Genomic DNA, 22,438 nt, shown 5'->3' with positions numbered 1-22,438 from the left:
ACGGATTGGCAGGCGCGGAAAGCCGCCTGACCTCAAATGAAAAACCCCGCCTTCCAGGACTGGAAGGCGGGGCTTTCGTTTCAGAAACCGGCGCTTGTCCGGGAAAGGCTCACTTGCGGCGGGCGATCGGCACGTAGTCGCGATGCGTGGCGCCGGTGTAGAGCTGGCGCGGGCGGCCGATGCGCTGGCCCGGATCCTCGATCATTTCCTTCCACTGGCCGATCCAACCCACGGTGCGGGCGAGGGCGAACAGCACGGTGAACATGGAAGTGGGGAAGCCGAGCGCGCGCAGCGTAATGCCCGAATAGAAGTCGATGTTCGGGTAGAGCTTGCGCTCGACGAAATACTCGTCCTGAAGCGCGATGCGCTCCAGCTCGACGGCGATGTCGAGCAGCGGATCATCCTTGATGCCGAGCTCCCCGAGCACCTCATGGCAGGTCTTCTGCATGATCTTGGCGCGCGGGTCGTAGTTCTTGTAGACGCGATGGCCGAAGCCCATCAGGCGGAACGGATCGTTCTTGTCCTTGGCGCGCTTGATGTATTCGGGGATCCGTTCCACCGAGCCGATTTCGCCGAGCATCTTGAGCGCTGCCTCGTTGGCGCCACCATGCGCCGGACCCCACAGGCAGGCGATGCCGGCGGCGATACAGGCGAATGGGTTTGCGCCGGAGGAGCCGGCGAGGCGCACGGTCGAGGTCGAGGCGTTCTGCTCGTGGTCGGCGTGCAGGATGAAGATGCGGTCGATCGCGCGGGAGAGGATCGGGTTGGCCTTGTATTCCTCGCAGGGCACAGAGAAGCACATGCGCAGGAAGTTCGAGGCGTAGTCGAGGTCGTTCTTCGGATAAACGAAGGGCTGGCCGATCGAGTACTTGTAGGCCATGGCGGCCAGCGTCGGCATCTTCGCGATCATGCGGATCGAGGCGATCATCCGCTGCTGGGGATCCGAGATGTCCGTCGAGTCGTGGTAGAAGGCCGAGAGTGCACCGACCGAGGCCACCATGACCGACATGGGGTGCGCGTCGCGGCGGAAGCCGTGGAAGAAGCGGCTCATCTGCTCATGCACCATGGTGTGGCGCGTGACGCGGTAGTCGAAATCCGCCTTCTGGGCGGCGGTCGGCAGCTCGCCGTAGAGGAGCAGATAGCAGGTTTCCAGGAAGTCGCCGCTTTCGGCCAGCTGCTCGATGGGGTAGCCGCGATAGAGGAGAATGCCTTCGTCGCCGTCGATATAAGTGATCTGGCTTTCGCAGGACGCGGTCGAGGTGAAGCCGGGGTCGTAGGTGAACTTGCCGGTCTGGGCGTAGAGCTTGCCGATGTCGATGACGTCGGGACCGACCGTGCCGTTGAGTATCGGGAGTTCCCAGCTTTCGTTGCCAATGGTGAGGGTGGCGGATTTCGCCGAATTGCCGTCGATGGCGTCCATGCGGGGTCTCCCTAAACCTGTGGAACCGGTTAAACGGATCGCGTCTTTGCGGGTGCCGCGCCGTGCCTTTCGGCAAGATGCGCCTGAGACGGGGGCTGGTCTCGCTGCGGCCCGATAGGCAAGTCGTAGCGGTTTCACCCCTCCCTCGCAAGCGCAGCGAAAACGGTGCCGCAATGCGGCGGACAGGGGCTGCGAAAGTCGGTTTCACCTTCGCAGCCGCATCATGCTAGACGGACCCTTCACGCCGTCGCGGCGGCCCCCGTCTGGTCGGCGATGCGGGCGAGCGACTCCTCCCGGCCAAGCACGGCGAGCACGTCGAAGATGCCCGGCGAGGTGGTCTTTCCGGTCATCGCCGCGCGCAGCGGCTGGGCTAGGGCACCAAGCTTCACGCCCTTCTCCTCCGCAACGACGCGCACGGCCGCTTCGGTCTCGGCGGCGTTCCATTCGGCCACGGTGGCGAGCTTTTCGGCGGCGGCGGCCAGCAGACGACGGGCATCATCGGTCAGCAGGGCGCGGGCCTTTTCCTCGACATCGAGGGGACGCGACTTCCAGATATACGCTGCGCTATCAATAAGTTCGACGAGCGTCTTCGCGCGTTCCTTGAGGCCGGGCATGGCGGCCAGAAGCTGGGCGCGACGCTCCGGCGTCAGCGCAGCGGCAATCTCGGCGCCATTTGGAAGATGTGGCAGCAGCGCGTCGATGGCGGCGAGGAGCTCGGCATCCGGGGTCGAACGCATGTAGAGACCGTTGATACTCTCCAGCTTCGCGAAGTCGAACCGCGCGGCGGAGCGGCCGACCTTGTCGAGGTCGAACAGGCGACTCATCTCCTCGGTGGAGAAGATCTCCTGGTCGCCATGGCTCCAGCCGAGGCGCACGAGATAATTCCGCAGCGCAGCAGGCAGGTAGCCCATCGCGCGGTAGGCATCGACGCCGAGCGCACCGTGTCGCTTGGAAAGCTTGGCGCCATCCGGCCCGTGGATGAGCGGGATGTGCGCCATCTTCGGCACCTCCCAACCCAGCGCATGGTAGATCTGCGTCTGGCGCGCGGCGTTGGTCAGGTGATCGTCGCCACGGATGATGTGGGTGACGTTCATGTCGTGGTCGTCCACCACCACGGAAAGCATGTAGGTGGGCGTGCCGTCCGAGCGCAGCAGCACGAGATCGTCGAGATCCTTGTTCGGGAACACGACGCGGCCCTGCACGAGGTCGTCGATGACGGTCTCGCCCTCAGTGGGCGCCTTGAGACGGATGGCGGGCGCGCGGTCGGCCGGGGCCTCGGACGGATCGCGGTCCCGCCAGCGCCCGTCATAGCGCGGCGGGCGGCCTTCCTTGCGGGCCGTCTCGCGCATTTCCTCGAGCTCGGCGGCGGTCGCGTAGCAGGGATACGCGCGGCCAGCGGCGATCATCTGCTCGACGGCCTCGCGATGCCGCTCGGCGCGGGCGAACTGGTAGATGACGTCGCCCGACCAGTCGATGCCGAGCCAGTTCAGCCCGTCGATGATGGCGTCGATGGCTTCCGGCGTGGAGCGCTGGCGATCCGTATCCTCGATGCGCAGCAGCATCTTGCCGCCCTTGGCGCGGGAATAGAGCCAGTTGAACAGCGCGGTGCGCGCCCCGCCGATGTGCAGGAAGCCGGTGGGCGAGGGGGCGAAGCGGGTAACGACGGTCTCGGTCATTTCTCTTCCGTCTCGCGCCGCGAAGCATCAGCGGCGTCAAAGCATGGCGGGCGCGGACGGTGCGTGTACCATAGGTGCGCGACACGGGAAAAGCGCGGCTTTGCCCGGCGGGCGGGTCAATGCGAAACCGCACGACGGGCGCGTGCGTGAAAGGGGCGGGCAGGGCGTGCAGGGGCAGGTGCCGCCGCAGCACGGACCGGAGGGCAAAACGGGTGCGCAGCGGCGGGCCCGAGCGTCGGTGCTCGCCGCCGGAATATCGGTACGACAAACCGGCGTACGGAAGGGGTTTGGGCCGCCTCTCGGTGCGCTCGCGGGCCGTCTCGCCGGCGCCATGGCGCACGAAATCGAGGATCGGCGCGCCTTTCTCTTCCTGCCGATCGGTTTCGCGATCGGCGCCGGGGCGTATTTTGCCGCTCCCTACGAGCCCTTGCCCTATGTCGGATTGGTGCCGGCATTCACCTTCGCGGCGCTGGCGCTGTGGTCGCGTGCGCGGCCGTTCGGTTTCCATCTCTTCGCATGGCTGGCCGTCATTGCGCTGGGCTTCGCCGTATCGAGCCTGCAGGTGCAGCGCATGGCGCATCCCGTGCTGGCGGAGACGTTGAATGCGGCGGAAGTGGCCGGCTTTGTCGAGGCTGCGGAGCAGCGCCCGCGTGGCAGCCGCATCACGCTGGCGGTAACCGGCTTCACCCGCCCTATGGAACATCCACCGGAGCGCGTGCGTGTGACGCTCGCGGGACGTGATCCGCCGTCGGTCGGCAGCCACGTGAAGCTGCGCGCCTCGCTCGGCCCCCTTCCGGGGCCGGCCTATCCCGGCGGATTCGATTTTGGTCGGTCGATCTGGTTCGACGGGATCGGGGCCACCGGCTTCGCGCTCGGACGGCCGCAGGCGAGCCCGGCGCCGAGGCCCCTGCCATGGCGGCTGCGGGCTGCGACATGGCTCGACGAGGTCAGACACTCCATAGCCGAGCGCATCCGCCACGCGCTGCCCGGCCCGGAGGGTGGGGTAGCAGTGGCGCTGGTCACCGGCCTGCGCGACGCGGTAGGCGAGCCGATCGAGGAGAGCATGCGTATCTCCGGCCTCTCGCATGTGCTCTCGATTTCCGGCCTGCACATGGCGCTGGTGGCCAGCACGGTGTTCTTCCTCGTGCGGGCGCTGCTCGCCCTTGTGCCGGGGCTCGCCCTTTCGTGGCCGATCAAGTCCTGGGCGGCGGTGCCGGCGGCCTTGTCGGCGAGCTTCTACCTGCTGCTGTCGGGCGTCGAAGTGCCGACCCAGAGAGCCTATGTGATGACGCTGCTGGTGCTGGCGGGCGTGATGCTGGGACGCCCGGCTCTCACATTGCGGACGCTGGCGGTGGCGGCGCTGGTGGTCATGGCCCTGACGCCCTGGGCCGTGCTCGATCCCGGCGCGCAGATGTCCTTCGCCGCCACGCTGGCGCTGGTCGCGGCGTATGAGCGCTTCGGTTCCTACGTCACTCGGCCGCCCGGCGTAGCGCAGGATGGCTCCTGGCTCGGCATGCCGCGCCTTGGCATGCCGGTCCGCTATGTGGCGGCGCTGGTGCTGGCCTCGCTGGCGGCCGGGCTCGCCACGGCACCCTATGCCGCCTTCCACTTCCAGCGCCTGGCGCCGCTGAGCCTGCTGGCCAATCTCGCCGCCATGCCGGTGGTTTCCTTCGCCGTCATGCCGGCGGGCCTGATCGGCTCGGTGCTCATGCCGTTCGGCTGGGATGCGCCGGCGTGGCACGTGATGGGGTGGGGGCTCGGCGTCATGCAGGCCATATCCGATGCCGTTGCGGCGCTGCCCGGTGCTGACCGGGGCGTGCGGGCGATGCCCGCGGCAAGCATCGCGCTGTTCAGCCTGGCACTCGTCGTTCTGTGCCTGTCGCGCACGCGCCTGATCCTCCTGGCGCCGGCCTGCGTTGCCGTCGCAGTCGGGCTGGCGGCGATGGCGCCGAGGCCCGATCTTCTCGTCGACGCGCAGGCGCGTACCGTCGCGGTGCGGGGCCCAGACGGCATGCTCGATGTCATGGGCGATCGCCTGCCTGGGCTCTCCGATCGCTTTGCCGTGGAGCAGTGGCTGAACGCGGACGGAGACCGCGCCCGTGTCGGAAAAAAGGAGCTTGTCGCGAGAGCCGCCTGCGACGCCGTCGGTTGCACCCTGCCGCTGGCGGATGGGCACCTCGTTGCGCTCTCCCGCCATCGCGACTCGTTGGAGGACGATTGCCGCCTCGCCGCCATTCTGGTGACGCCCTTCGCGCCGCCGCGGGATTGTGCTGCGACGGTGATCCGGGTCGATACACGCAATCCGACCTCAAGCGTAGCCGGCTATTTATTTGGAGATGACGGCGAGCGCTTCATTCCGGGGCGCCCCGCCAAAGGAACGCGACCATGGGAGCCGGACGTCCGCGGCACTGTTTCCGAGCATCCTGGCGTCATGATCATCAAGTCTGCTTCCCGCTCAACGGGAACCCGGAATCCGCCACCAGTGCGGCCCGATGCCTTCGACAACCTCGATGCAGTACTGGTACCGGACGACGTCGATAGTGATGTGCCGCCGGAAAACCCCGCGGCTGCTCAGTAGCGGCGGAACAAGCCAACCAGCTTGCCCTGGATGCGTACCCGGTCGGGGCCGAAGATCCGCGTTTCATAGGCTGGATTGGCAGCTTCCAGCGCCACAGAGGCGCCCTTGCGGCGCAGGCGCTTCAGCGTTGCTTCCTCATCGTCGATCAGCGCCACCACGATTTCGCCGGTGTTGGCGGTGTCGCATTTGCGGATCAACGCCAGATCGCCGTCGAGAATGCCGGCCTCGACCATCGAGTCGCCGCGCACTTCCAGCGCAAAATGCTCGCCGCCCGCCAGCATTTCCGGGGGCATGCTGATCGTGTGGTCGCGCGATTGAATGGCCGAGATCGGTGTGCCGGCGGCGATCCGGCCCATTACCGGAATCGGCACCACATGCCGGGGATCTTCATCCTCGTTCGCTGCCTGCGTACGCCCGAGGCTCCCCTCGATGACGCTGGGCGCGAAGGGGCGGGCCGGCTTGGGCGGCTGCGCGTCCTCCGGCAGGCGCACGACTTCCAAGGCCCGCGCCCGATTGGGCAGGCGCCGGATGAAACCGCGTTCTTCCAGCGCCGTGATGAGCCGGTGAATCCCCGACTTCGACCTCAGATCGAGCGCGTCCTTCATCTCCTCGAAGGACGGCGGCACGCCGTCCTGCTGCAGGCGTTCATTGATGAACAGGAGCAACTCATGCTGTTTGCGGGTGAGCATCCAACGGATCCCGTCTATCGGCCGGCGCCGAGATGAAACAAATCACGAACAAATACTATCCGTTCCTATTGTGTTCCACAATGGGTAAAGGGTTCGCTAAGGCTGATGCGTGGTGCCGAGGCCAGAGTTTGCAAGGGTTCTGAGCGGAAATGCCGTGCAGCGGGCAGCGCGTGCGGGCCGCTCCCGGACCGGCGCGGCCATCGCGAATCGCTCGACTCAGAGAGACTGGGCGTATTGCTCGTAGGCGTCCTGGATGATGGCGATGTGGCTGCGCATGGCGTTTGCTGCGGCCTCGCGTTCTCCGCGAAGGATGGCGATCGTCACCCGTTCGTGCTCCGTGTGCGAGAGTGCGAGGCGGCCGAGCGCGCGGAATTGAGCACGGCGGAAGGGCGAAAGCCGCTGTCGCGTGCCGATGGCGAGCTCGATGAGGTAGCCATTGTGGCTGCCGGCATAGATCGCGGCGTGGAAGCGCTCATTCGCCTCCCGATAGGCGGCGAAGTCGCCCTGGCGCATCAACTCGCCCATCCGGGCGTGCAGGTCCTCGAGTTCGCGCCTCTCCTGCGGTGTCATGTGGAGCGCGCAGAGGCTCGCGCTGAGTGCTTCCAGCTCCGCCATCACCTGGAACATGTTCTGCAATCGCTCGGCGCCGGGCCGGGCGACGACGGCTCCACGATGGGGACGGGTCTCGACCAGACCGGAAGCGGTCAGTTCGCGGAGGGCTTCACGCACTGGAGTGCGCGAGACGCCGAAGCGGGCGGCCAGCGCGGATTCGTCGAGAGCGGTGCCGGGAAGCAGCAGGCCGCGGGTGATCTCGTCGGCAAGCTGGGTGCGCAGTTCTTCGGCGCGCGTGGGCCGCCCGCGCCGGACATTGCCGGCAGACGGGTCGAGCGGCGGGCGAGAACGAGAGGCCGACATGCGCGACAGACAATCAGGTGAGGCGGCGGGACACCGTCTCCGGCATCCATAAAGGGCAGGCCGCCGGTTACCAAGCGCTTCGTGTGCGACATGCGTGCCCGGGGGAGGGCCGCGGACGCAGCGGTCAATCCTCGAGCGGCAGGATCTCGCAGGGATCGCCCGCGCTGGCGGCAGGTGCGTGCGGCGGGCGTACGAGCAGCACATCGGCGCGGGCGAGGTTGCGCAGCATAGAACTGTCCTGCACGGGGAGCGGGCGCACCACCGGCAGGTCGCCTTCGCGGCCGATGATCTCGGCGCGCTGGAAGTCCATGCGCTGCTCGTTGGCCTTCACGTCGGCGCCGAGCCGGGCGGGGCGAAGGTCCGGCTGGGCCGGCACCGCCAGCCCCTGCATGGCCTTCAGCAGGGGCACGAGGAACAGCAGGGCGCAGACATGGGCGGAGACCGGGTTGCCCGGCAGTCCGAGCACCTGGGTGCCGGCGCCGCCGGAACTGCGGCCGAACATCAGCGGCTTGCCGGGGCGCAGGGCGATCTTGTGAACCGCCAGCTCGATGCCCTGCGCGGTCAGCGCGGGTGCGATGAGATCGTGGTCGCCGACCGAGGCGCCGCCGGTCGTCACCAGCACGTCGAAGCCTCCGTCCAGCGCCGCGCGCACGCCCCGCTGCGTTGCTTCCATGTTGTCGGGCAGGATGCCGAGGTCGATTACCTCGGCGCCTGCGCCTCGGGCGAGGGCGGAGACCGAATAGATGTTGGAGACGATCACCTGATGAGCCTGCGCTCCCGCGCCGGGGCGCACCAGTTCGTCGCCGGTGGAGAGGAGCGCGACGCGGGGGCGGCGGGCCACCCTCACCTCGGCGACATCGGCGGCGGCGACCAGCGCGAGATCGCGCGCGCGCAGCTTGTGGCCGGGGGCTAGCAGCGTCTCGCCAGTCGCAAAATCGCCGCCTGCCTTGCGGATGTGCCGTCCTATGGTGGCGGCCTCGTTCACGGTAACGTTCTCGCCGGCCCGCGTGGTATCTTCCTGGATGACGATGGCATCGGCGCCCGTGGGAAGCACGGCGCCGGTGAAGATGCGCACCGCCGTGCCGGGCTCGACCGGTCCGGGGAAGGGCCGGCCGGCGGCGGATTCGCCGATCAGCCGCAGCGTGGCGGGGATGGTCGCGGTGTCCTGCGCCCGCACCGCATAGCCGTCCATGGCAGAGACGTCCGCGCCGGGCGTGGTGCGGCGGGCAACGACGGGGGCGGCGAGCACGCGCCCCGCCGCTTCGGCCAGCGGAACCGTCTCGGCGGCGAGCGGCTCCGCAGCGCCCAGCAGCCGCGCCAGCGCTTCCTCGACCGGCATCAGGGCCATGACGCGCCTCCGCTATTCACCCTGCCAGTGGCCGGAGCGGCCGCCGGACTTCTCCAGCAGGCGCACACTCTCGATCCGCATGCCGCGATCGACCGCCTTCGCCATGTCGTAGACGGTGAGGCAGGCGACGGAGACGGCGGTCAGTGCCTCCATCTCCACTCCGGTCTGGCCGGTGGTGCGGACCATGGCGCGCACGATCAGGCCGGGCAGGGACGGGGCGGGCTCGATCTCCACCGCGACCTTGGAAAGCAGCAGCGCATGGCAGAGCGGGATCAACTCATGCGTGCGCTTGGCGGCCATGATGCCGGCGAGGCGCGCCGTGCCGATCACGTCGCCCTTCTTCGCGTTGCCGGAGAGAATGAGGTCGAGCGTCTCGCCCTGCATACGCACGGCGCCCTCGGCGACCGCCACGCGGTCAGTGACGGCCTTGTCGGCGACATCGACCATGTTCGCCGCGCCGGTGGCGTCGAGATGGGTGAGGCGGGGCTCGTCGGCCATCGCCGCGTATCCTCAGCCGGCCGCGCGGACGGGGCGCGCCAGCAGCGCGCGCGTCGCCGCCGCGACATCAGCCTGCCGCATCAGGCTTTCGCCGACGAGGATGGTGTCGATATCCACCTTGGCGAGCCGGGCGATGTCGTCCGGCGTGAAGATGCCGCTCTCGCCGACGATGACGCGATCCGCCGGAATGCGCGGTGCCAGCCGCTCGGAGGTTTCGAGCGTCACTTCGAAGGTGCGCAGATTGCGGTTGTTGATGCCGACGAGTTTGGCCGGCAGCGTCAGTGCGCGGTCGAGTTCTTCGTCGGAATGCACCTCGACCAGCGCATCCATGCCGAGGCCGTGGGCGGTGTCGATGAGGTCGCGGGCGAGCGCGTCGTCGACCGAGGCCATGATGACGAGAATGCAGTCCGCACCCCAGCTCCGTGCCTCGAACACCTGATAGGTGTCGTGCATGAAGTCCTTTCGCAACGCCGGCAGCGAGCAGGCGGCGCGGGCGGCGACGAGGAACTCCGGCGCCCCCTGGAAGGAGGGCTTGTCGGTCAGCACCGAGAGGCAGGCGGCGCCGCCGGCTTCATAGGCGGCGGCCAGGGCGGGCGGGTCGAAATCGGCGCGGATGAGCCCCTTGGATGGGCTCGCCTTCTTGATCTCGGCAATCAGCGCGGTCTGGCCGCGCGCGATCTTCGCCTCGATGGCTTTTGCAAAGCCGCGCGCCGGTGCGGCGGCCTCGGCGGCCGCGCGCACCTCGGGAAGGGGACGTTCGCGCTTGGCGCTCGCGATCTCCTCGCGCTTGTAGGCGCCGATGCGTTCGAGAATGTCGGCCATCCCTCGGCTCCCCGCTATTCCGCCGCCGCCAGCGCCGAGACGGCGATCAGCCGGTCCAGCGCCGCTTCGGCATGCCCGCCGCGCAGGCTGTCGCGGGCAATATCGAGACCGGCGGCGAGGTCGTCCACCTTGCCGGCGACGACCAGCGCCGCCGCAGCGTTCAACAGAGCGACATCGGCATAGGCGCTCGGTTCGCCGGCGAGCACGGCCCGCAAAGCGAGGGCGTTGGCGGCGCCGTCACCGCCCTTCAGCGCCTCGGGCGCAGCGCGGGCGATGCCGTAATCCTCCGGCGTGATCTCGAAGGTGCGGATTGCGCCGTCCTTCAGCTCGGCGACATAGGTCGGCCCGGTCGTGGTGATTTCGTCCAGCCCATCCGAGCCGTGCACGACCCAGCTCTGGGTCGAGCCGAGTGTGCGCAGCACCTCCGCAATGGGCTCGACCCAGGCGCGGGCGAAGACGCCGACCATCTGCCGCGTCACACCCGCCGGGTTCGACAGCGGCCCGATCAGGTTGAAGATGGTGCGCGTCCCCATCTCCACCCGCGTCGGCCCGACATGCTTCATCGCCGGATGATGTGCCGGGGCGAACATGAAGCCGATGCCGGCGTCGCGGATGCAGCGGGCGATCTGCTCGGGTGAGAGGTCGATCTTCACGCCGAGCGCCATCAGTACGTCGGCGGCGCCGGACTTGGAGGATAGCGCCCGGTTGCCGTGCTTGGCGACCGGTACGCCGGCACCGGCGACGATGAACGAGGCGCAGGTCGAGATGTTGTAGGAGCCCGAGGCGTCGCCACCCGTGCCCACCACGTCGACCGCTCCCGTCGGCGCCTCGACACGCAGCATCTTGGCGCGCATCGTGGTCACGGCGCCGGCGATCTCCTCGACATCCTCGCCGCGCACGCGCAGTCCCATCAGGATGGCGCCGATCTGCGAGGGCGTGGCCTCGCCGGACATCATCACGTCGAAGGCCGCCGCCGCCTCGGCGCGCGTCAGCGTGGTGCCGGTGGCCAGCTTGCCGATGATGGGCTTGAGGTTGTCCATGTCGCCGCGCGTTCCCGCCTGTTGTTCCGTCGCTGTCACGCCGCCCGCTTCCGGCCGGGACCGGCATTCCAGGCCCGCGCCAGATCGAGGAAGTTCTTGAGGATCGTCTTGCCGTGCTCGGAGGCGATGCTCTCGGGGTGAAACTGCACCCCGTGCACCGGCAGCGCCTTGTGCGACAGGCCCATGATCAGCCCGTCATCGGTCTCTGCGGTGATGGCCAGGTCCGTCGGCAGCGTTTCGCGCTTCACCACCAGCGAGTGGTAGCGCGTCGCCCTGAACGGGGCGTTGATGCCGCGGAACACGCCTTCGCCCTTGTGCTTCACGTCCGACAGCTTGCCGTGGATCGGCATCGGCGCGCGGATGACGTCGCCGCCGAACACCTGGCCGATCGCCTGATGGCCGAGGCAGACGCCGAACACCGGCACGCCATCCTTCGCGGCGCGGGCGATGAGGTCGCAGCTGATGCCGGCCTCGTTCGGGGTCGCCGGGCCGGGGGAGATGACGATGGCCTCCGGCTTGAGCGCCATCGCCTCGTCGACGGTGAGGGTATCGTTGCGGCGCACCTCGACCTCGGCGCCCAGTCCGCCGATATAGTGGACGAGGTTCCAGGTGAAGCTGTCGTAATTGTCGATGAGCAGGATCATCGTGCGTCCATTCGCCGGTCTCATACCGGCTCAAAAGCTCTAGGGGTTCAACCCGCGCGGGGTCAAGCCGCGCCAGTCGGCGATGAGGTTATCGCCAGCCCCGCCATCGCTCGTGTCGCGCCCGCCCGCCCATCGCCGTCACTGTCCCCGACCAGCCCGGGCGGCGAAGCGCACGGCTTCCTCGCCGGCGCGGAACAGTGCCTTGGCCTTGTTGACGCATTCCTGCTGTTCGCTCTCCGGCACGGAGTCGTAGACGATGCCGGCGCCGGCCTGGACATACATGCGCCCATCCTTCACCACGGCGGTGCGCAGGACGATGCAGGTGTCCATCTCGCCATCGGCGCTGAAATAACCGATGGCGCCGGCATAGATGCCGCGCTTGTCGGCCTCCAACTCGTCGATGATCTCCATCGCCCGCACCTTCGGCGCACCGGAGACGGTGCCGGCCGGAAAGCCAGCGGCCAGCGCGTCGAGCGCGTCATGGCGCGGGTCGAGCTCGCCTTCGACGTTGGAGACGATGTGCATCACCTGGCTGTAGCGCTCGACGAAGAAGCTGTCGGTGACGTGCACCGAGCCGATCTTGGAGACGCGGCCGACATCGTTGCGGCCCAGATCGAGCAGCATCAGGTGCTCGGCGCGCTCTTTCGGATCGGCCATCAGCTCGTCTTCCAGCGCCTTGTCCTCGTGTGGAGTGGCACCGCGCCGGCGGGTGCCGGCGATCGGGCGGATGGTGACGGTGTCGTCGCGCAGCCGGACCAGGATTTCCGGGCTGGAGCACACCAGTGCGAACCCCCCGAAGTTGAAATAGACGAGGAACGGCGCCGGGTTGATCCGCCGCAGAGCCCGGTAGAGCGAAAAGGAGGGCAGGGTGAAAGGCGCCTCGAAGCGCTGGGAGAGCACCACCTGGAAGATATCGCCGGCGCGGATGTACTCCTTCGCCCGCTCCACCATGTCGCGATAGACCGCCGGCTCCGTGTTGGACTGCGGCTCGACCGCCTGATGGAAGGCGTCCTCCGACGGCAGATTCGGCAGCGCGCTGTCGAGAGCGGCGATGACGCGCTCCAGCCGCTCGCGTGCCTTTTCATAGGCTGCGCCGGCCGAAATGCCCGCTTCGGGGCGCACCGGCGTGACGACGGTGATCTCGTCGCGCACCGCGTCGAAGATCACCATCACGGTGGGGCGGATGAACAGCGAATCCGGCACGCCGAGGATGTCGGGCTTGGCTTCCGGGAGGCGCTCCATCTGGCGCACCATGTCGTAGCCGAGATAGCCGAACACGCCGGCCGCCATCGGCGGGGCGCCCGCCGGCAGCTGGATGCGCGATTCCGCCACCAGCTTGCGCAGCGAGACCAGCGGCTTGTCCGTGCAGGGCTCGAAAGCCTCCGGGTCGGTTGCGGCATAGCGGTTGATCTCCGCCCGCTCGCCCCGGCAGCGCCAGATCACGTCCGGCTCGATGCCGATCATCGAGTAGCGCCCACGCGTGGCGCCGCCCTCGACGGATTCCAGCAGGAAGCTGTTCGGCCGCTCGCCGGCGATCTTGAGGAAGGCCGAGACCGGGGTTTCGAGGTCGGCGATCAGCGTGGTCGAAACCACCTGCGCTTCGCCGCGCTCATAGACCGCCGCGAAGGCGGCGGTGTCGGGTGTGAGGCTCATGACGCGGTTCCCGGATCAGTTGACCGCGTCGGTGCCGACGATCTGGTCGAGTGCCGCGCGGTTGATGCGGGCGCCGAGCTGGCCCTGCAGATCGACCAGATATTCCGTCATCAGATCGTTTTCGAAGCTCTGGCGCACATCGGCGACGAGCTTGTCGTTCTGCGTGCCGGCGTCGGGCACGGCCACGCGCAGCACCTGGAACAGCAGGCGGCTGTCGCCCCCTTCCGCCAGGGTGCTGCCGACGCTGCCTTCCGGCGTTTCGAACACGGCGTTGAGGATGTCCTGCGGCACGCCGTCGGCGGTGCGGCCGCGGCGCAGGCCGTTGGCGGCGCGCAGCTCGAGGCCGGATTCCGTCACCACCTTGTCGAAGGCTTCGCCGGCGGCGATCCGGGCCTTGATCTCCTCGACCTTCTTGTCGAGCGCCTCGGCGGCCTTGTCCTGCTTCCAGCGGTCCAGCACCTGGGCGCGCGCCTCCTCGAAGGTGCGATCGCGCGGGGCAGTGACGTCCTCGACCTCATACCAGACATAGCCGCCGTTCTGCGGCAGCTGGATCGGGTCGTTCTCCGTTCCGACATCGGCGGCGAAGGCGCCGCGCAGCACGTCCGAGCGAGCGGGAATGGCCGGGATAGAGGCGCCGTCCGGTGTCTGTCCCTGGATATTGGTATCGAAGTTCTGGAGCGGGAGGCTGACCTTGCCGGCGATCTCGCCGAGCTGGGCGCCCCCGGCGCGCTCGTCCTCGATCTGGTCGTACTTGGTGAGCATCAACCGGCGCCCCGCATCGAGCTGGAGCTGCGAGCGGATGTCGTTGGCCACCTCGGCAAGCCGCTTGGTCGTGCCGGGGGTGACGGCGCCGACATGGACGATCACCGGGCCGAATCGGCCGGCGATCACGCCGCTGGTGCCGTTCGGCGCGAGGGAGAATGCCGCGTCCGCGACTGCCTTGTCGAAGATATCGCCGCGCGTCACGTCGCCGAGATCGACGTCCTTCGGGGCCAGCTTGCGTTCGGCCACGATGTCGGCGAAGGGCGTGCCCGCCGTGATACGGTCGGCGGCCGCTTTCGCTTCTTCCTCATTGGGGAAGACGATCTGCTGGACGACCCGCTTCTCGGGGGTGCCGTAGGAAGACAGGTTCGCCTTGTACGCGGCCTCGACCTCGGCGTCGGTCACGCTTTCAGCCGTGGCGAGCACCTCGGGGGTGAGCACCAGCACGCCGAGCTTGCGGTATTCCGGCGCGCGGAAAGCCACCTGGCGTTCATCGAAGAACTTGCGCAGCTCCTCCTCCGACGGATCCGCCGGGGCGGGAAGGGCGGTGGGCGACAGGAGCGCGTAATTGACCGAGCGCTCTTCGCTCTCATAGCGGGCTATGGCGTCCTTGAGGACCTTCGGCACTTCGATGCCGCCGCCGAGCGACTGAATGAGCTGCTGGCGCAGCGCGAGCCGGCGTTCGGCGTCGACGAAGCGCGCCTCGGTGAAGCCGTTCGAGCGCAGCAGCTGCGCGAAGTAATTCGGATCGAAGCTGCCGCCCGGGCCGAAGAAGGCCGGGTTGCTCTGCACCCGCCGGGCGATCTCGGCATCGGACAGCGCGAGCCCGAGCGCGTTCGCCTGGTCATTGAGGGCGGCTTCGGCAAGCTGCTCGTTGAGAAGCTGGTCAGGAATGCCGAGCGCGCGGGCCTGGTCCGGCGTGATGCCGCGCTTGATCTGCTGGCTGATCTGCTGCAGCCGCTCTTGATAGAGCTGACGGAATTCCGGGACGGTGATCTCGCTGTCGCCGATGGTCGCCAGCGTCTGGCTGCCGAAGCCGCGGAACACGTCGGCGATTCCCCACACCGCGAAGCTGAGGATAAGGAGGCTCATCAGGATCTTGGCGACAATTCCGGAAGCGCTCTTGCGCAGCGTCTCAAGCATCTAGTTTCTCGTCTGGCGTCATGCGGGCAGAAGGCCCGGCGCGCGAAAGGCGCGCATCATAAGGAGGCGCCCGGTCCGCCGCAACGGCACTCATGCGCCCTTTTGCCCCCCGTACGCGACGCTGTTAAGGCCGTGGCAGTCTGCTATGAGGCCTTTGTGAAGAGTTTGAGACGGAAGGGGTGAGGGCGTATGTCGAAGCGTCGTCCGCTGGTTGCTGGGAACTGGAAGATGCACGGCGTCAAGGCGTCGGTCGCCGAGTTCGGCCGCATCGCCGAGGGATATGACGCCGGGCTGAAGGCGAAGGTGGATCTGCTGATCTGTCCGCCGGCGACGCTGATGTCGACGCTTGCCGTCGTCGCGCTGGGCACCCGCATCGGCATCGGCGGCCAGGATTGCCATGCCAAGCCGAGCGGCGCCTACACCGGCGACATCGCCGCCGAGATGATCGCCGACACCGGCGCCACTGCCGTCATCCTCGGCCATTCCGAGCGCCGCGCCGACCACGGCGAGACCGACGCCATGGCGCGCGCCAAGGTACTGGCCGCCTGGCGCGCCGGGCTGGTCGCGATCTTGTGCGTCGGCGAAACCCATGCCGAGCGCGATGAATTCCGGGCGCTCGATGTAGTGCGCACGCAGCTCGCCGGCTCGTTGCCGGATGGCGCGACCGCCGCCAATGTCGTCATCGCCTATGAACCCGTCTGGGCCATCGGGACCGGCCGGACGCCGACCATTGACGATATCGCTGAGATGCACGGCGTGCTGCGCGAGGAACTCATTGCCCGGTTCGGCGACGAGGGAGCGGGCATGCGGCTGCTCTATGGCGGCTCGGTCAAGCCGGAGAACGCGGGCGAGATTCTGCATGTGCCCAATGTGGATGGCGCGCTGGTCGGGGGCGCGAGCCTGAAGGCGGAGTCTTTCATCGCCATCGCGCGCGCCTATCTATAGGCGGGCAGCTCTCCCGCTATCGGGTACGGCGCCGGCTGGAAACGGCGGGCGCAATCGTGTAGGAACGCGCCCAAAGATTGCGGTGGGCATGGCTCGCCCGCCGTCGCACGAGCATTTTGAAGGCGTCAGATGCAAACCGTACTCATCGTCATCCATCTCATGGTCGTGCTGGCCCTGATCGGCGTCGTGCTGATCCAGCGTTCGGAAGGGGGCGGCCTCGGCATTGGTGGCGGCGGCGGTGGCGGTGGTTTCTTCAGCGCGCGCGGCACGGCCAACGTGCTGACCCGCGCCACGGCCATTCTGGCGGCGCTGTTCTTCGTCACCAGCCTGTCGCTGACCATTCTCGCCGGCTGGGGCCGTGGGCCGACGACGATCTTCAACGCGCCCGCGACCACCGTTCCGGGCGCTCCAGGCGCTCCCGCCCCCGGCGGCACGGTGCTCGATCAGCTCAAGGGCGCCCAGCCTGCGCCGCCCGCCGCCCCGGCGGCACCGCAGGTTCCGCAGTCGCAGTGATCCTGGCGCGACCCGATTCCACTGGAGAATTCGGGCCGCGTTTCATTTACCCACAGGCGAGCGCGCGTACGGCAAGACGGGCTCTCGTCGAATCGCGTTTTTGCCGATAAGAACCGGATTCCATGGCGCGCTATATTTTCATCACCGGCGGCGTCGTGTCCTCGCTTGGCAAGGGCCTCGCCTCCGCCGCTCTCGGTGCTTTGCTGCAGGCCCGTGGTTACAAGACCCGGCTGCGCAAACTGGACCCCTACCTGAACGTCGATCCGGGCACTATGAGCCCGTATCAGCACGGCGAAGTCTTCGTCACCGACGACGGTGCCGAAACCGACCTCGACCTCGGCCACTACGAACGGTTCACCGGGCGTCCCGCGACCAAGCAGGACAACATCACCACCGGCCGCATCTATCAGGACATCCTCGCCAAGGAGCGGCGCGGTGACTATCTCGGTGCCACCATTCAGGTGATTCCGCACGTCACCAACGCCATCAAGGACTTCGTCCTCACCGGCAACGAGGGGTACGACTTCGTGCTGGTGGAGATCGGCGGCACGGTCGGCGACATCGAGGCGATGCCGTTCCTCGAGGCGATCCGGCAGATCGGCAACGAGCTGCCCCGCAAGCACTGCATCTATATCCACCTGACGCTGCTGCCCTTCATTCCCTCGGCCGGCGAGCTGAAGACCAAGCCGACCCAGCACTCGGTGAAGGAGCTGCGCTCCATCGGCATCGCGCCCGACATCCTGCTCTGCCGCACCGATCGCGAGATTCCGCGCGAGGAGCGCCGCAAGCTCGGCCTGTTCTGCAATGTCCGCGAAAGCGCGGTGATCGAGGCGCGTGACGCCGACAACATCTATGCCGTGCCGTCGGCCTATCACGAGGCGGGCCTCGACACGGAAGTGCTGGCCGCCTTCGGCATCGAGCCGGTGCCGGAGCCGGATCTCACGCGCTGGAAGAAGGTCGAGGCGGGTATCCGCAACCCGGAAGGGGCGGTCACGATCGCCATCGTCGGCAAGTACACCGGCATGAAGGACGCCTATAAGTCCCTCATCGAGGCGCTGACCCATGGTGGCCTCGCCAACAATGTGCGGGTCACGCTCGACTGGATCGAGAGCGAGATCTTCGAGCGTGAGGATCCCGCGCCGTTCCTCGAACATGTGCACGGCATTCTCGTGCCGGGCGGCTTCGGCCAGCGCGGTGCCGAGGGTAAGATCCGGGCGGCGCAGTTCGCCCGCGAGCGGCGCGTGCCCTATCTCGGCATCTGCTTCGGCATGCAGATGGCGGTGATCGAGGCGACGCGGAACCTTGCCGGCGTCGCCGGCGCCAACTCGACGGAGTTCGGTCCCACGAGCGAGCCGGTGGTCGGTCTGCTGACCGAATGGCTGCGCGGCAACGACCTCGAGAAGCGTGGCCTCGGCGGCGATCTCGGCGGCACCATGCGCCTCGGCGCCTATCCGGCGGCGCTGGCGGAAGGCAGCCGCGTGGCGGAGATTTACGACGGCACGATCATTTCCGAACGCCATCGCCACCGCTACGAGGTCAACATGGCCTATCGCGACCGGCTGGAGGCATGCGGCATGAAGTTCTCCGGCCTGTCACCGGACGGGCTGCTGCCGGAGATCATCGAGTATCCCGACCACCCCTGGTTCGTGGGCGTGCAGTTTCATCCGGAGCTGAAGTCGCGCCCGTTCGAGCCCCACCCGCTGTTCGCCTCCTTCATCGGCGCGGCGGCGGTGCAGAGCCGGCTGTTCTGAGAAACATGGCGATCGGGCGGAAAGCCCGATCGCGCTAGGCTTTCCGGTCGCCCGCTTCGGGCGCATCTGACGCTGCGCCACACCTTCCGGTAAAATCTTCCTTCTGCCGGTGAATCGCCCCATACGGGCAATCGAGGCTGGATTCGCGCGTCCGGCCCGTGCTCTCTTCACATCCAGGTCAATGTGAGCCGGCTGCGCCGATGGGGCAGCGGTAACGGGAAGAGGAGTGAGCTGGTGGCCCGGGGTCTTGATCATGTCGTCCATGTCGTTCGCGATCTCGATGCGGCGGGCGAGTTGTACGATATGCTTGGCTTCACCGTCGGCACGCGTAACCGCCACCCCTGGGGCACGGACAACCGGCTGGTACAGACGCCCGGCTTCTTCGTCGAGCTGCTCGAGATTTCCGAGCCGGACGCGATTCCTCCGCATGGCGAGACGGCCTTTTCCTTCGGCGCCTTCAATCGCGATTTCCTCGCCGATGTAGGGCCGGGCCTTTCCATGCTGGTTCTGGAAGGCAGCGATCCGGCGGCGGACAAGCTCGAATTCGATACGGCCGGTATCGGCGGTTTCGACGTGTTCGACTTCTCGCGGCAGGGCAAGCGGCCGGATGGCTCCGACGTCGAGGTCGCCTTTTCGCTGGCCTTCGCGCGCGACGCGGCCTCGCCGCATGCCGGCTTCTTCACCTGCCTGCAGCGTCGGCCCGAGAATTTCTGGGCGCCCGACCTGCAGCGCCACATGAACGGCACGACCGGCGTCGCCGGTGTGGTACTGACGGCGGAGGATCCCGCCGCGCATGTCGACTTCCTCTCGGTTTTCGCCGGCACCACGCCGCGCCGGGCTGTGGAGGGCTGGTACATCGCGAAGACCCCGCGCGGCGATATCGACCTGATGAGCCAGGCTCTGTTCACCGAGCGTTTCGGCATTGCCGCGCCGGCCGGGCCAGGCCTTCGGCTGGCGGCGATCCGCTTCGCGGTGGCCGATATCGAGCGCCTGCGCCGGCGTGTTTCCGCCTCGCGCATGGCGGCAGAGGAGATCGAAGGACTGGTGGTCGTCGGACCGAAATCGGCCCTCGGCGCGACGCTGGCCTTCGAGCCCGCCGCCTGATCCTCAAGACGAGACCCTGAAAAAGCAAAAGGCCCGGAGAGCATCCGGGCCTTTTATCATTTCGGTCGGTGGGAGAGGCGCCTCAGCTGCGCACCTTCTCCGGGATCGCTTCCGGCTGCGCGGAACGGCCAGGCAGCAGGGCCAGGGCACGGGCGCGCAGCGCGGTCCAGGTGGCGAAGGAGTTCAGGTTCGAACCCTCCAGCCAACCGATGCCAGCCGCCGCCAGGAAGGGCAGGCTCTGGATGGCGAGGGCGAAGGCGAACAGGTCGATCTCCACCACCGCGTGCCAGTTGGTAAGGCGCAGGCCGATGGCCGAGAGCATGAGACCGGCGCCGATCACCGCCTCCGGCAGGGCCGGGAAGGCGCGGGCGGCGTCTGCCAGCCAGCTGCCCTTGGCCGTGCGGGCGAAGGCGAGGTCCTTGTAGCGGAAGCTGTCATAGACCGCCTTGGCCACGGTGAACTGCACCGCCATCGCCGCGAAGGCCGCACCGATCATGCGGACCGGCGTGGTCGCCACGCGCAGCCGGTAGAGGGCGCAGAAGTGCAGGATGTAGATGCCGAAGCAGAACACGATCGGCACGGTGAGGATGCGCTGCGGCACCGCGATGCCGAGGCCGAGCACGAACGGCACCCAGAGCAGCGACAGGATCGCCATCAGCGCGCCCACGCTCTCCGAGCCGAGCCAGCTCACCCAGCCGATGGCGAACTCGCGACGCTGGGCCGAGGTGAGGCGCGTGCCACCATTCGGCAGCATGCGGCGCCAGTGCTTCTTGATGATCTGCATGCCGCCATAGGCCCAGCGGTGGCGCTGCTTCTTGAACGAGGCGAAGTCGTCCGGCAGCAGGCCCCAGCCGTAGCGGGTGTTGGTGTAGTGGCTCTTCCAGCCGCGCTCGACGATCGCCAGGCCGAGATCGGTGTCCTCGCAGATCGTGTCGCTCGACCAGTCCCCCGCTTCCACCATGGCGGCACGGCGCATCAGGCACATGGTGCCGTGCACGACGATGGCGTCATGCTCGTTGCGCTGGACCATGCCGATGTCGAAGAAGCCGGCATATTCGGTGTTCATCGCCTCGTGCAGCAGGCTGCGGTTGGCGTCGCGGTGATCCTGCGGCGCCTGAACGATGCCTACCGTCGGGTCCTCGAAGGTCGGGACGAGGTCGCTCAGCCAGTTGGGATCGACGACATAGTCGGCATCGATGATGCCGATGATCTCGGCGTCCGGCGCGGTCTGGAGCATGGCGGCGCGCAGCGCGCCGGCCTTGAAGCCCGCGACCTTGGGCAGGTTGATGAACTTGAAGCGGTCACCCAGCTCGCGGCAATAGGCCTCGATCGGCTCCCAGAAGGCGGGATCCGGGGTGTTGTTGATGATGACCAGGCACTCGAAGTTCGGCCAGTTGAGCCGGGCGACGCCGTCGAGCGTCTGCTTCAGCATCTCCGGCGGCTCCTTGTAGGCCGGGATGTGGATCGAGACCTTCGGCATGCGGGCCGGCGTCGCCGCCGCATGGTTGCGCAGCAGGCGGCGCGGCGTGCGACCGAAGGCGATGGTGGCCAGCTCTTCCACGCGGTACAGCATGACGATGACCAGCGGCACCAGCAGCACGAGGCTGATGATGAACGTCACCTTGTTGCCGCCCACGACGTAGTGGGTCAGCCAGTAGTCCGTCACGGTGGCGATCCACGCGCCGACGAGGCTGGCGGCGCCGGCCATCACGACGGCCTGCGTCATGGTCAGCCGCGCGAAGCGGAAGACCGGCAGCGAGAAGGCGATGCCCAGCAGGAGGGCGATGGCGGCCGTCGCGGTATAGGTCGACGGGGTGATCGGGCCGGTGAGCGGGAACTTGACCGCGCGGTCGGCGTCGAGAACGCCCCAATACTGGCCGACGCTGCCCTCGAAGCTCTTCCACGGAGCGTCGAACGCCTCGATCAGGTTGTATTCGATGCCAAGCGCGTCGGCGCGGGAAGCGAAGGAACGGATGACCTGGGCCTGTTCCATCTCGCCGGGAACGGCGGCGTCGCGGTTGTAGCCCGCGCTCGGCCAGCCGAATTCGGCGATGACGATGCGCTTGCCCGGATAGGCGGCGCGCAGGCGCTCATAGATGCCGATGGAGCGCTCGACGACCTGATCGGCCGGAACGCCTTCCCAATAGGGCAGGATGTGAGCGGCGATGTAGTCGACCGCCGAGACGAGCTCGGGGTGGTCGAGCCAGACGTCCCACGTCTCGCCGGTGGTCACCGGGACGTTGGTCTGGCTCTTCACCTTGCGGATGATTTCGACGAGCTCTTCCGGCGTCTTCTCGGCGCGCAGGATGGACTCGTTGCCGACCACGATGCCGACCACGTTGGGGTTCTTGCGCGCCGCGTCGAGCGCGTTGGCGATCTCGCGCTCGTTGCGCTTCTCGTCGGTGTCGATCCACGCGCCGACCGTGGTCTTCAGGCCCTTCTCGCCGGCCAGCTTGGCGACGAGTTCCAGATTGCCGGTCGAGGCATAGGTACGCACCGCGCGGGTGTAGGGCGCCACCGCGTCGATGTCGGAGCGGATCTGGGCCTCGGTCGTCGCCTGCCCCTTATCGGGGTTCGCGTCACGCCCGTAAGGCGCAAAGGACATGCTCTGGAAGCGGTCGGGCACGGCGGGCGCCGTTACCTCGTCGCGCAGGGCGAACCAGACAAAGGCGTGTACGCACGTGACGACCGCAACAGCGGCGGCAGCGACACGAACAGCGGGACGCATGAGACCTACCCACGAAAGGGAGTGAGGATACAGGGCGGAATATAGTACAGTTTCAACGCGGTTGCAGCACGATTGGCGCCGCATTGCGGCAAAACGCTGGGCGTCTTCCAAAAGCGCCGGTTCGCAACTGCAAACACGTTAGCACGGATATTTGTTCCGCACTGTGGCAAGCCCATGTCGCACCGGTGTCGGGCGATGGGCCGCCACGC

General features: G+C 67.7%; 17 protein-coding genes. 5 read left to right on the top strand and 12 right to left on the bottom strand.

Features of this window, described 5'->3' with window-relative positions; translation table 11 throughout:
• Window positions 1-109 precede the first annotated feature (109 nt).
• Together gltA and gltX are read right to left on the bottom strand one after the other, a co-directional pair.
• The gene (gene gltA / locus STARVERO_RS07085; protein WP_144343457.1) at window positions 110-1,420 is read right to left on the bottom strand and encodes a citrate synthase; all 1,311 of its coding nucleotides are present in this window, start codon (window positions 1,418-1,420) and stop codon (window positions 110-112) included.
• A gap of 239 nt (window positions 1,421-1,659) precedes the next feature.
• A complete protein-coding gene (gene gltX, locus STARVERO_RS07080) occupies window positions 1,660-3,096 on the bottom strand; it encodes a glutamate--tRNA ligase (protein ID WP_159598357.1) in 1,437 nt (478 codons plus the stop codon).
• A gap of 43 nt (window positions 3,097-3,139) precedes the next feature.
• Between gltX and STARVERO_RS07075 the strand changes: the two genes are divergently transcribed.
• On the top strand, window positions 3,140-5,674 hold the full coding sequence (locus STARVERO_RS07075; protein WP_159598356.1) for a ComEC/Rec2 family competence protein: 2,535 nt from the start codon (window positions 3,140-3,142) through the stop codon (window positions 5,672-5,674).
• Here STARVERO_RS07075 and lexA read toward each other — a convergent pair.
• The 9 genes from lexA to STARVERO_RS07030 form a co-directional block, all read right to left on the bottom strand.
• Window positions 5,668-6,363, bottom strand: a complete 696-nt coding sequence (gene lexA / locus STARVERO_RS07070; RefSeq protein ID WP_144343460.1) for a transcriptional repressor LexA — start codon at window positions 6,361-6,363, stop codon at window positions 5,668-5,670. The genes STARVERO_RS07075 and lexA overlap by 7 nt on opposite strands.
• Window positions 6,364-6,579: 216 nt before the next feature.
• Window positions 6,580-7,278 carry a GntR family transcriptional regulator gene (locus STARVERO_RS07065; RefSeq protein ID WP_159598355.1) on the bottom strand — a complete coding sequence of 233 codons (699 nt, stop codon included), beginning with the start codon at window positions 7,276-7,278 and terminating at the stop codon, window positions 6,580-6,582.
• Between the two features lie 124 nt (window positions 7,279-7,402).
• Complete coding sequence (locus STARVERO_RS07060; protein WP_159598354.1) at window positions 7,403-8,626, bottom strand: molybdopterin molybdotransferase MoeA; 1,224 nt, start codon at window positions 8,624-8,626, stop codon at window positions 7,403-7,405.
• Window positions 8,627-8,638: 12 nt separating this feature from the next.
• Entirely contained in the window at window positions 8,639-9,124 is a 486-nt protein-coding gene (moaC, locus tag STARVERO_RS07055; RefSeq protein ID WP_159598353.1) for a cyclic pyranopterin monophosphate synthase MoaC, read from the bottom strand.
• Between the two features lie 12 nt (window positions 9,125-9,136).
• A complete protein-coding gene (trpC, locus tag STARVERO_RS07050) occupies window positions 9,137-9,946 on the bottom strand; it encodes an indole-3-glycerol phosphate synthase TrpC (RefSeq protein ID WP_159598352.1) in 810 nt (269 codons plus the stop codon).
• A gap of 14 nt (window positions 9,947-9,960) precedes the next feature.
• Window positions 9,961-10,986, bottom strand: a complete 1,026-nt coding sequence (gene trpD / locus STARVERO_RS07045; RefSeq protein WP_144343709.1) for an anthranilate phosphoribosyltransferase — start codon at window positions 10,984-10,986, stop codon at window positions 9,961-9,963.
• Between the two features lie 35 nt (window positions 10,987-11,021).
• Window positions 11,022-11,630, bottom strand: a complete 609-nt coding sequence (locus tag STARVERO_RS07040; protein WP_159598351.1) for an anthranilate synthase component II — start codon at window positions 11,628-11,630, stop codon at window positions 11,022-11,024.
• A gap of 138 nt (window positions 11,631-11,768) precedes the next feature.
• Complete coding sequence (gene trpE / locus STARVERO_RS07035) at window positions 11,769-13,283, bottom strand: anthranilate synthase component I (RefSeq protein ID WP_159598350.1); 1,515 nt, start codon at window positions 13,281-13,283, stop codon at window positions 11,769-11,771.
• Window positions 13,284-13,298: 15 nt separating this feature from the next.
• The gene (locus STARVERO_RS07030) at window positions 13,299-15,188 is read right to left on the bottom strand and encodes a peptidylprolyl isomerase (RefSeq protein ID WP_159598349.1); all 1,890 of its coding nucleotides are present in this window, start codon (window positions 15,186-15,188) and stop codon (window positions 13,299-13,301) included.
• 189 nt (window positions 15,189-15,377) lie between these two features.
• Here STARVERO_RS07030 and tpiA point away from each other — a divergent pair, with 189 nt between their 5' ends.
• From tpiA to STARVERO_RS07010, 4 genes are all read left to right on the top strand, one after another.
• Window positions 15,378-16,133 (top strand): triose-phosphate isomerase, encoded by a 756-nt coding sequence (tpiA, locus tag STARVERO_RS07025; protein WP_144343468.1) that lies wholly within the window; start codon window positions 15,378-15,380, stop codon window positions 16,131-16,133.
• Between the two features lie 129 nt (window positions 16,134-16,262).
• Window positions 16,263-16,646, top strand: a complete 384-nt coding sequence (gene secG, locus STARVERO_RS07020) for a preprotein translocase subunit SecG (RefSeq protein WP_159598348.1) — start codon at window positions 16,263-16,265, stop codon at window positions 16,644-16,646.
• A gap of 122 nt (window positions 16,647-16,768) precedes the next feature.
• Complete coding sequence (locus STARVERO_RS07015; protein ID WP_159598347.1) at window positions 16,769-18,397, top strand: CTP synthase; 1,629 nt, start codon at window positions 16,769-16,771, stop codon at window positions 18,395-18,397.
• A gap of 234 nt (window positions 18,398-18,631) precedes the next feature.
• Window positions 18,632-19,501, top strand: coding sequence for a VOC family protein (locus STARVERO_RS07010; RefSeq protein ID WP_200837721.1), 870 nt, complete (start codon window positions 18,632-18,634; stop codon window positions 19,499-19,501).
• An 82-nt stretch (window positions 19,502-19,583) separates the two neighbouring features.
• On the opposite strand, the gene STARVERO_RS07005 is transcribed toward STARVERO_RS07010, so the two are convergent.
• Window positions 19,584-22,229: a glycosyltransferase gene (locus tag STARVERO_RS07005; protein WP_244616636.1), complete on the bottom strand. Its 2,646-nt coding sequence runs from the start codon at window positions 22,227-22,229 to the stop codon at window positions 19,584-19,586.
• Window positions 22,230-22,438: the final 209 nt, after the last annotated feature.

The sequence above is a fragment of the Starkeya nomas genome, assembly GCF_902703545.1.
GTDB classification, from domain to species: Bacteria; Pseudomonadota; Alphaproteobacteria; order Rhizobiales; family Xanthobacteraceae; genus Ancylobacter; species Ancylobacter moscoviensis.
Note: the sequence above shows the minus strand (reverse complement) of the source record. Positions and strands in the feature narration are given on the sequence as shown.

What these genes read in the sequence shown, in the direction of transcription:
- gltA (WP_144343457.1), bottom strand. Translation starts at nt 1,420, where the DNA reads ATGGACGCCATCGACGGCAATTCGGCGAAATCCGCCACCCTCACCATT.
- tpiA (WP_144343468.1), top strand. Translation starts at nt 15,378, where the DNA reads ATGTCGAAGCGTCGTCCGCTGGTTGCTGGGAACTGGAAGATGCACGGC.
- STARVERO_RS07040 (WP_159598351.1), bottom strand. Translation starts at nt 11,630, where the DNA reads ATGATCCTGCTCATCGACAATTACGACAGCTTCACCTGGAACCTCGTC.
- STARVERO_RS07005 (WP_244616636.1), bottom strand. Translation starts at nt 22,229, where the DNA reads ATGCGTCCCGCTGTTCGTGTCGCTGCCGCCGCTGTTGCGGTCGTCACG.
- lexA (WP_144343460.1), bottom strand. Translation starts at nt 6,363, where the DNA reads ATGCTCACCCGCAAACAGCATGAGTTGCTCCTGTTCATCAATGAACGC.
- trpD (WP_144343709.1), bottom strand. Translation starts at nt 10,986, where the DNA reads ATGGACAACCTCAAGCCCATCATCGGCAAGCTGGCCACCGGCACCACG.
- STARVERO_RS07015 (WP_159598347.1), top strand. Translation starts at nt 16,769, where the DNA reads ATGGCGCGCTATATTTTCATCACCGGCGGCGTCGTGTCCTCGCTTGGC.
- trpC (WP_159598352.1), bottom strand. Translation starts at nt 9,946, where the DNA reads ATGGCCGACATTCTCGAACGCATCGGCGCCTACAAGCGCGAGGAGATC.
- STARVERO_RS07060 (WP_159598354.1), bottom strand. Translation starts at nt 8,626, where the DNA reads ATGGCCCTGATGCCGGTCGAGGAAGCGCTGGCGCGGCTGCTGGGCGCT.
- gltX (WP_159598357.1), bottom strand. Translation starts at nt 3,096, where the DNA reads ATGACCGAGACCGTCGTTACCCGCTTCGCCCCCTCGCCCACCGGCTTC.
- STARVERO_RS07030 (WP_159598349.1), bottom strand. Translation starts at nt 15,188, where the DNA reads ATGCTTGAGACGCTGCGCAAGAGCGCTTCCGGAATTGTCGCCAAGATC.
- STARVERO_RS07075 (WP_159598356.1), top strand. Translation starts at nt 3,140, where the DNA reads ATGGCGGGCGCGGACGGTGCGTGTACCATAGGTGCGCGACACGGGAAA.
- moaC (WP_159598353.1), bottom strand. Translation starts at nt 9,124, where the DNA reads ATGGCCGACGAGCCCCGCCTCACCCATCTCGACGCCACCGGCGCGGCG.
- STARVERO_RS07065 (WP_159598355.1), bottom strand. Translation starts at nt 7,278, where the DNA reads ATGTCGGCCTCTCGTTCTCGCCCGCCGCTCGACCCGTCTGCCGGCAAT.
- trpE (WP_159598350.1), bottom strand. Translation starts at nt 13,283, where the DNA reads ATGAGCCTCACACCCGACACCGCCGCCTTCGCGGCGGTCTATGAGCGC.
- secG (WP_159598348.1), top strand. Translation starts at nt 16,263, where the DNA reads ATGCAAACCGTACTCATCGTCATCCATCTCATGGTCGTGCTGGCCCTG.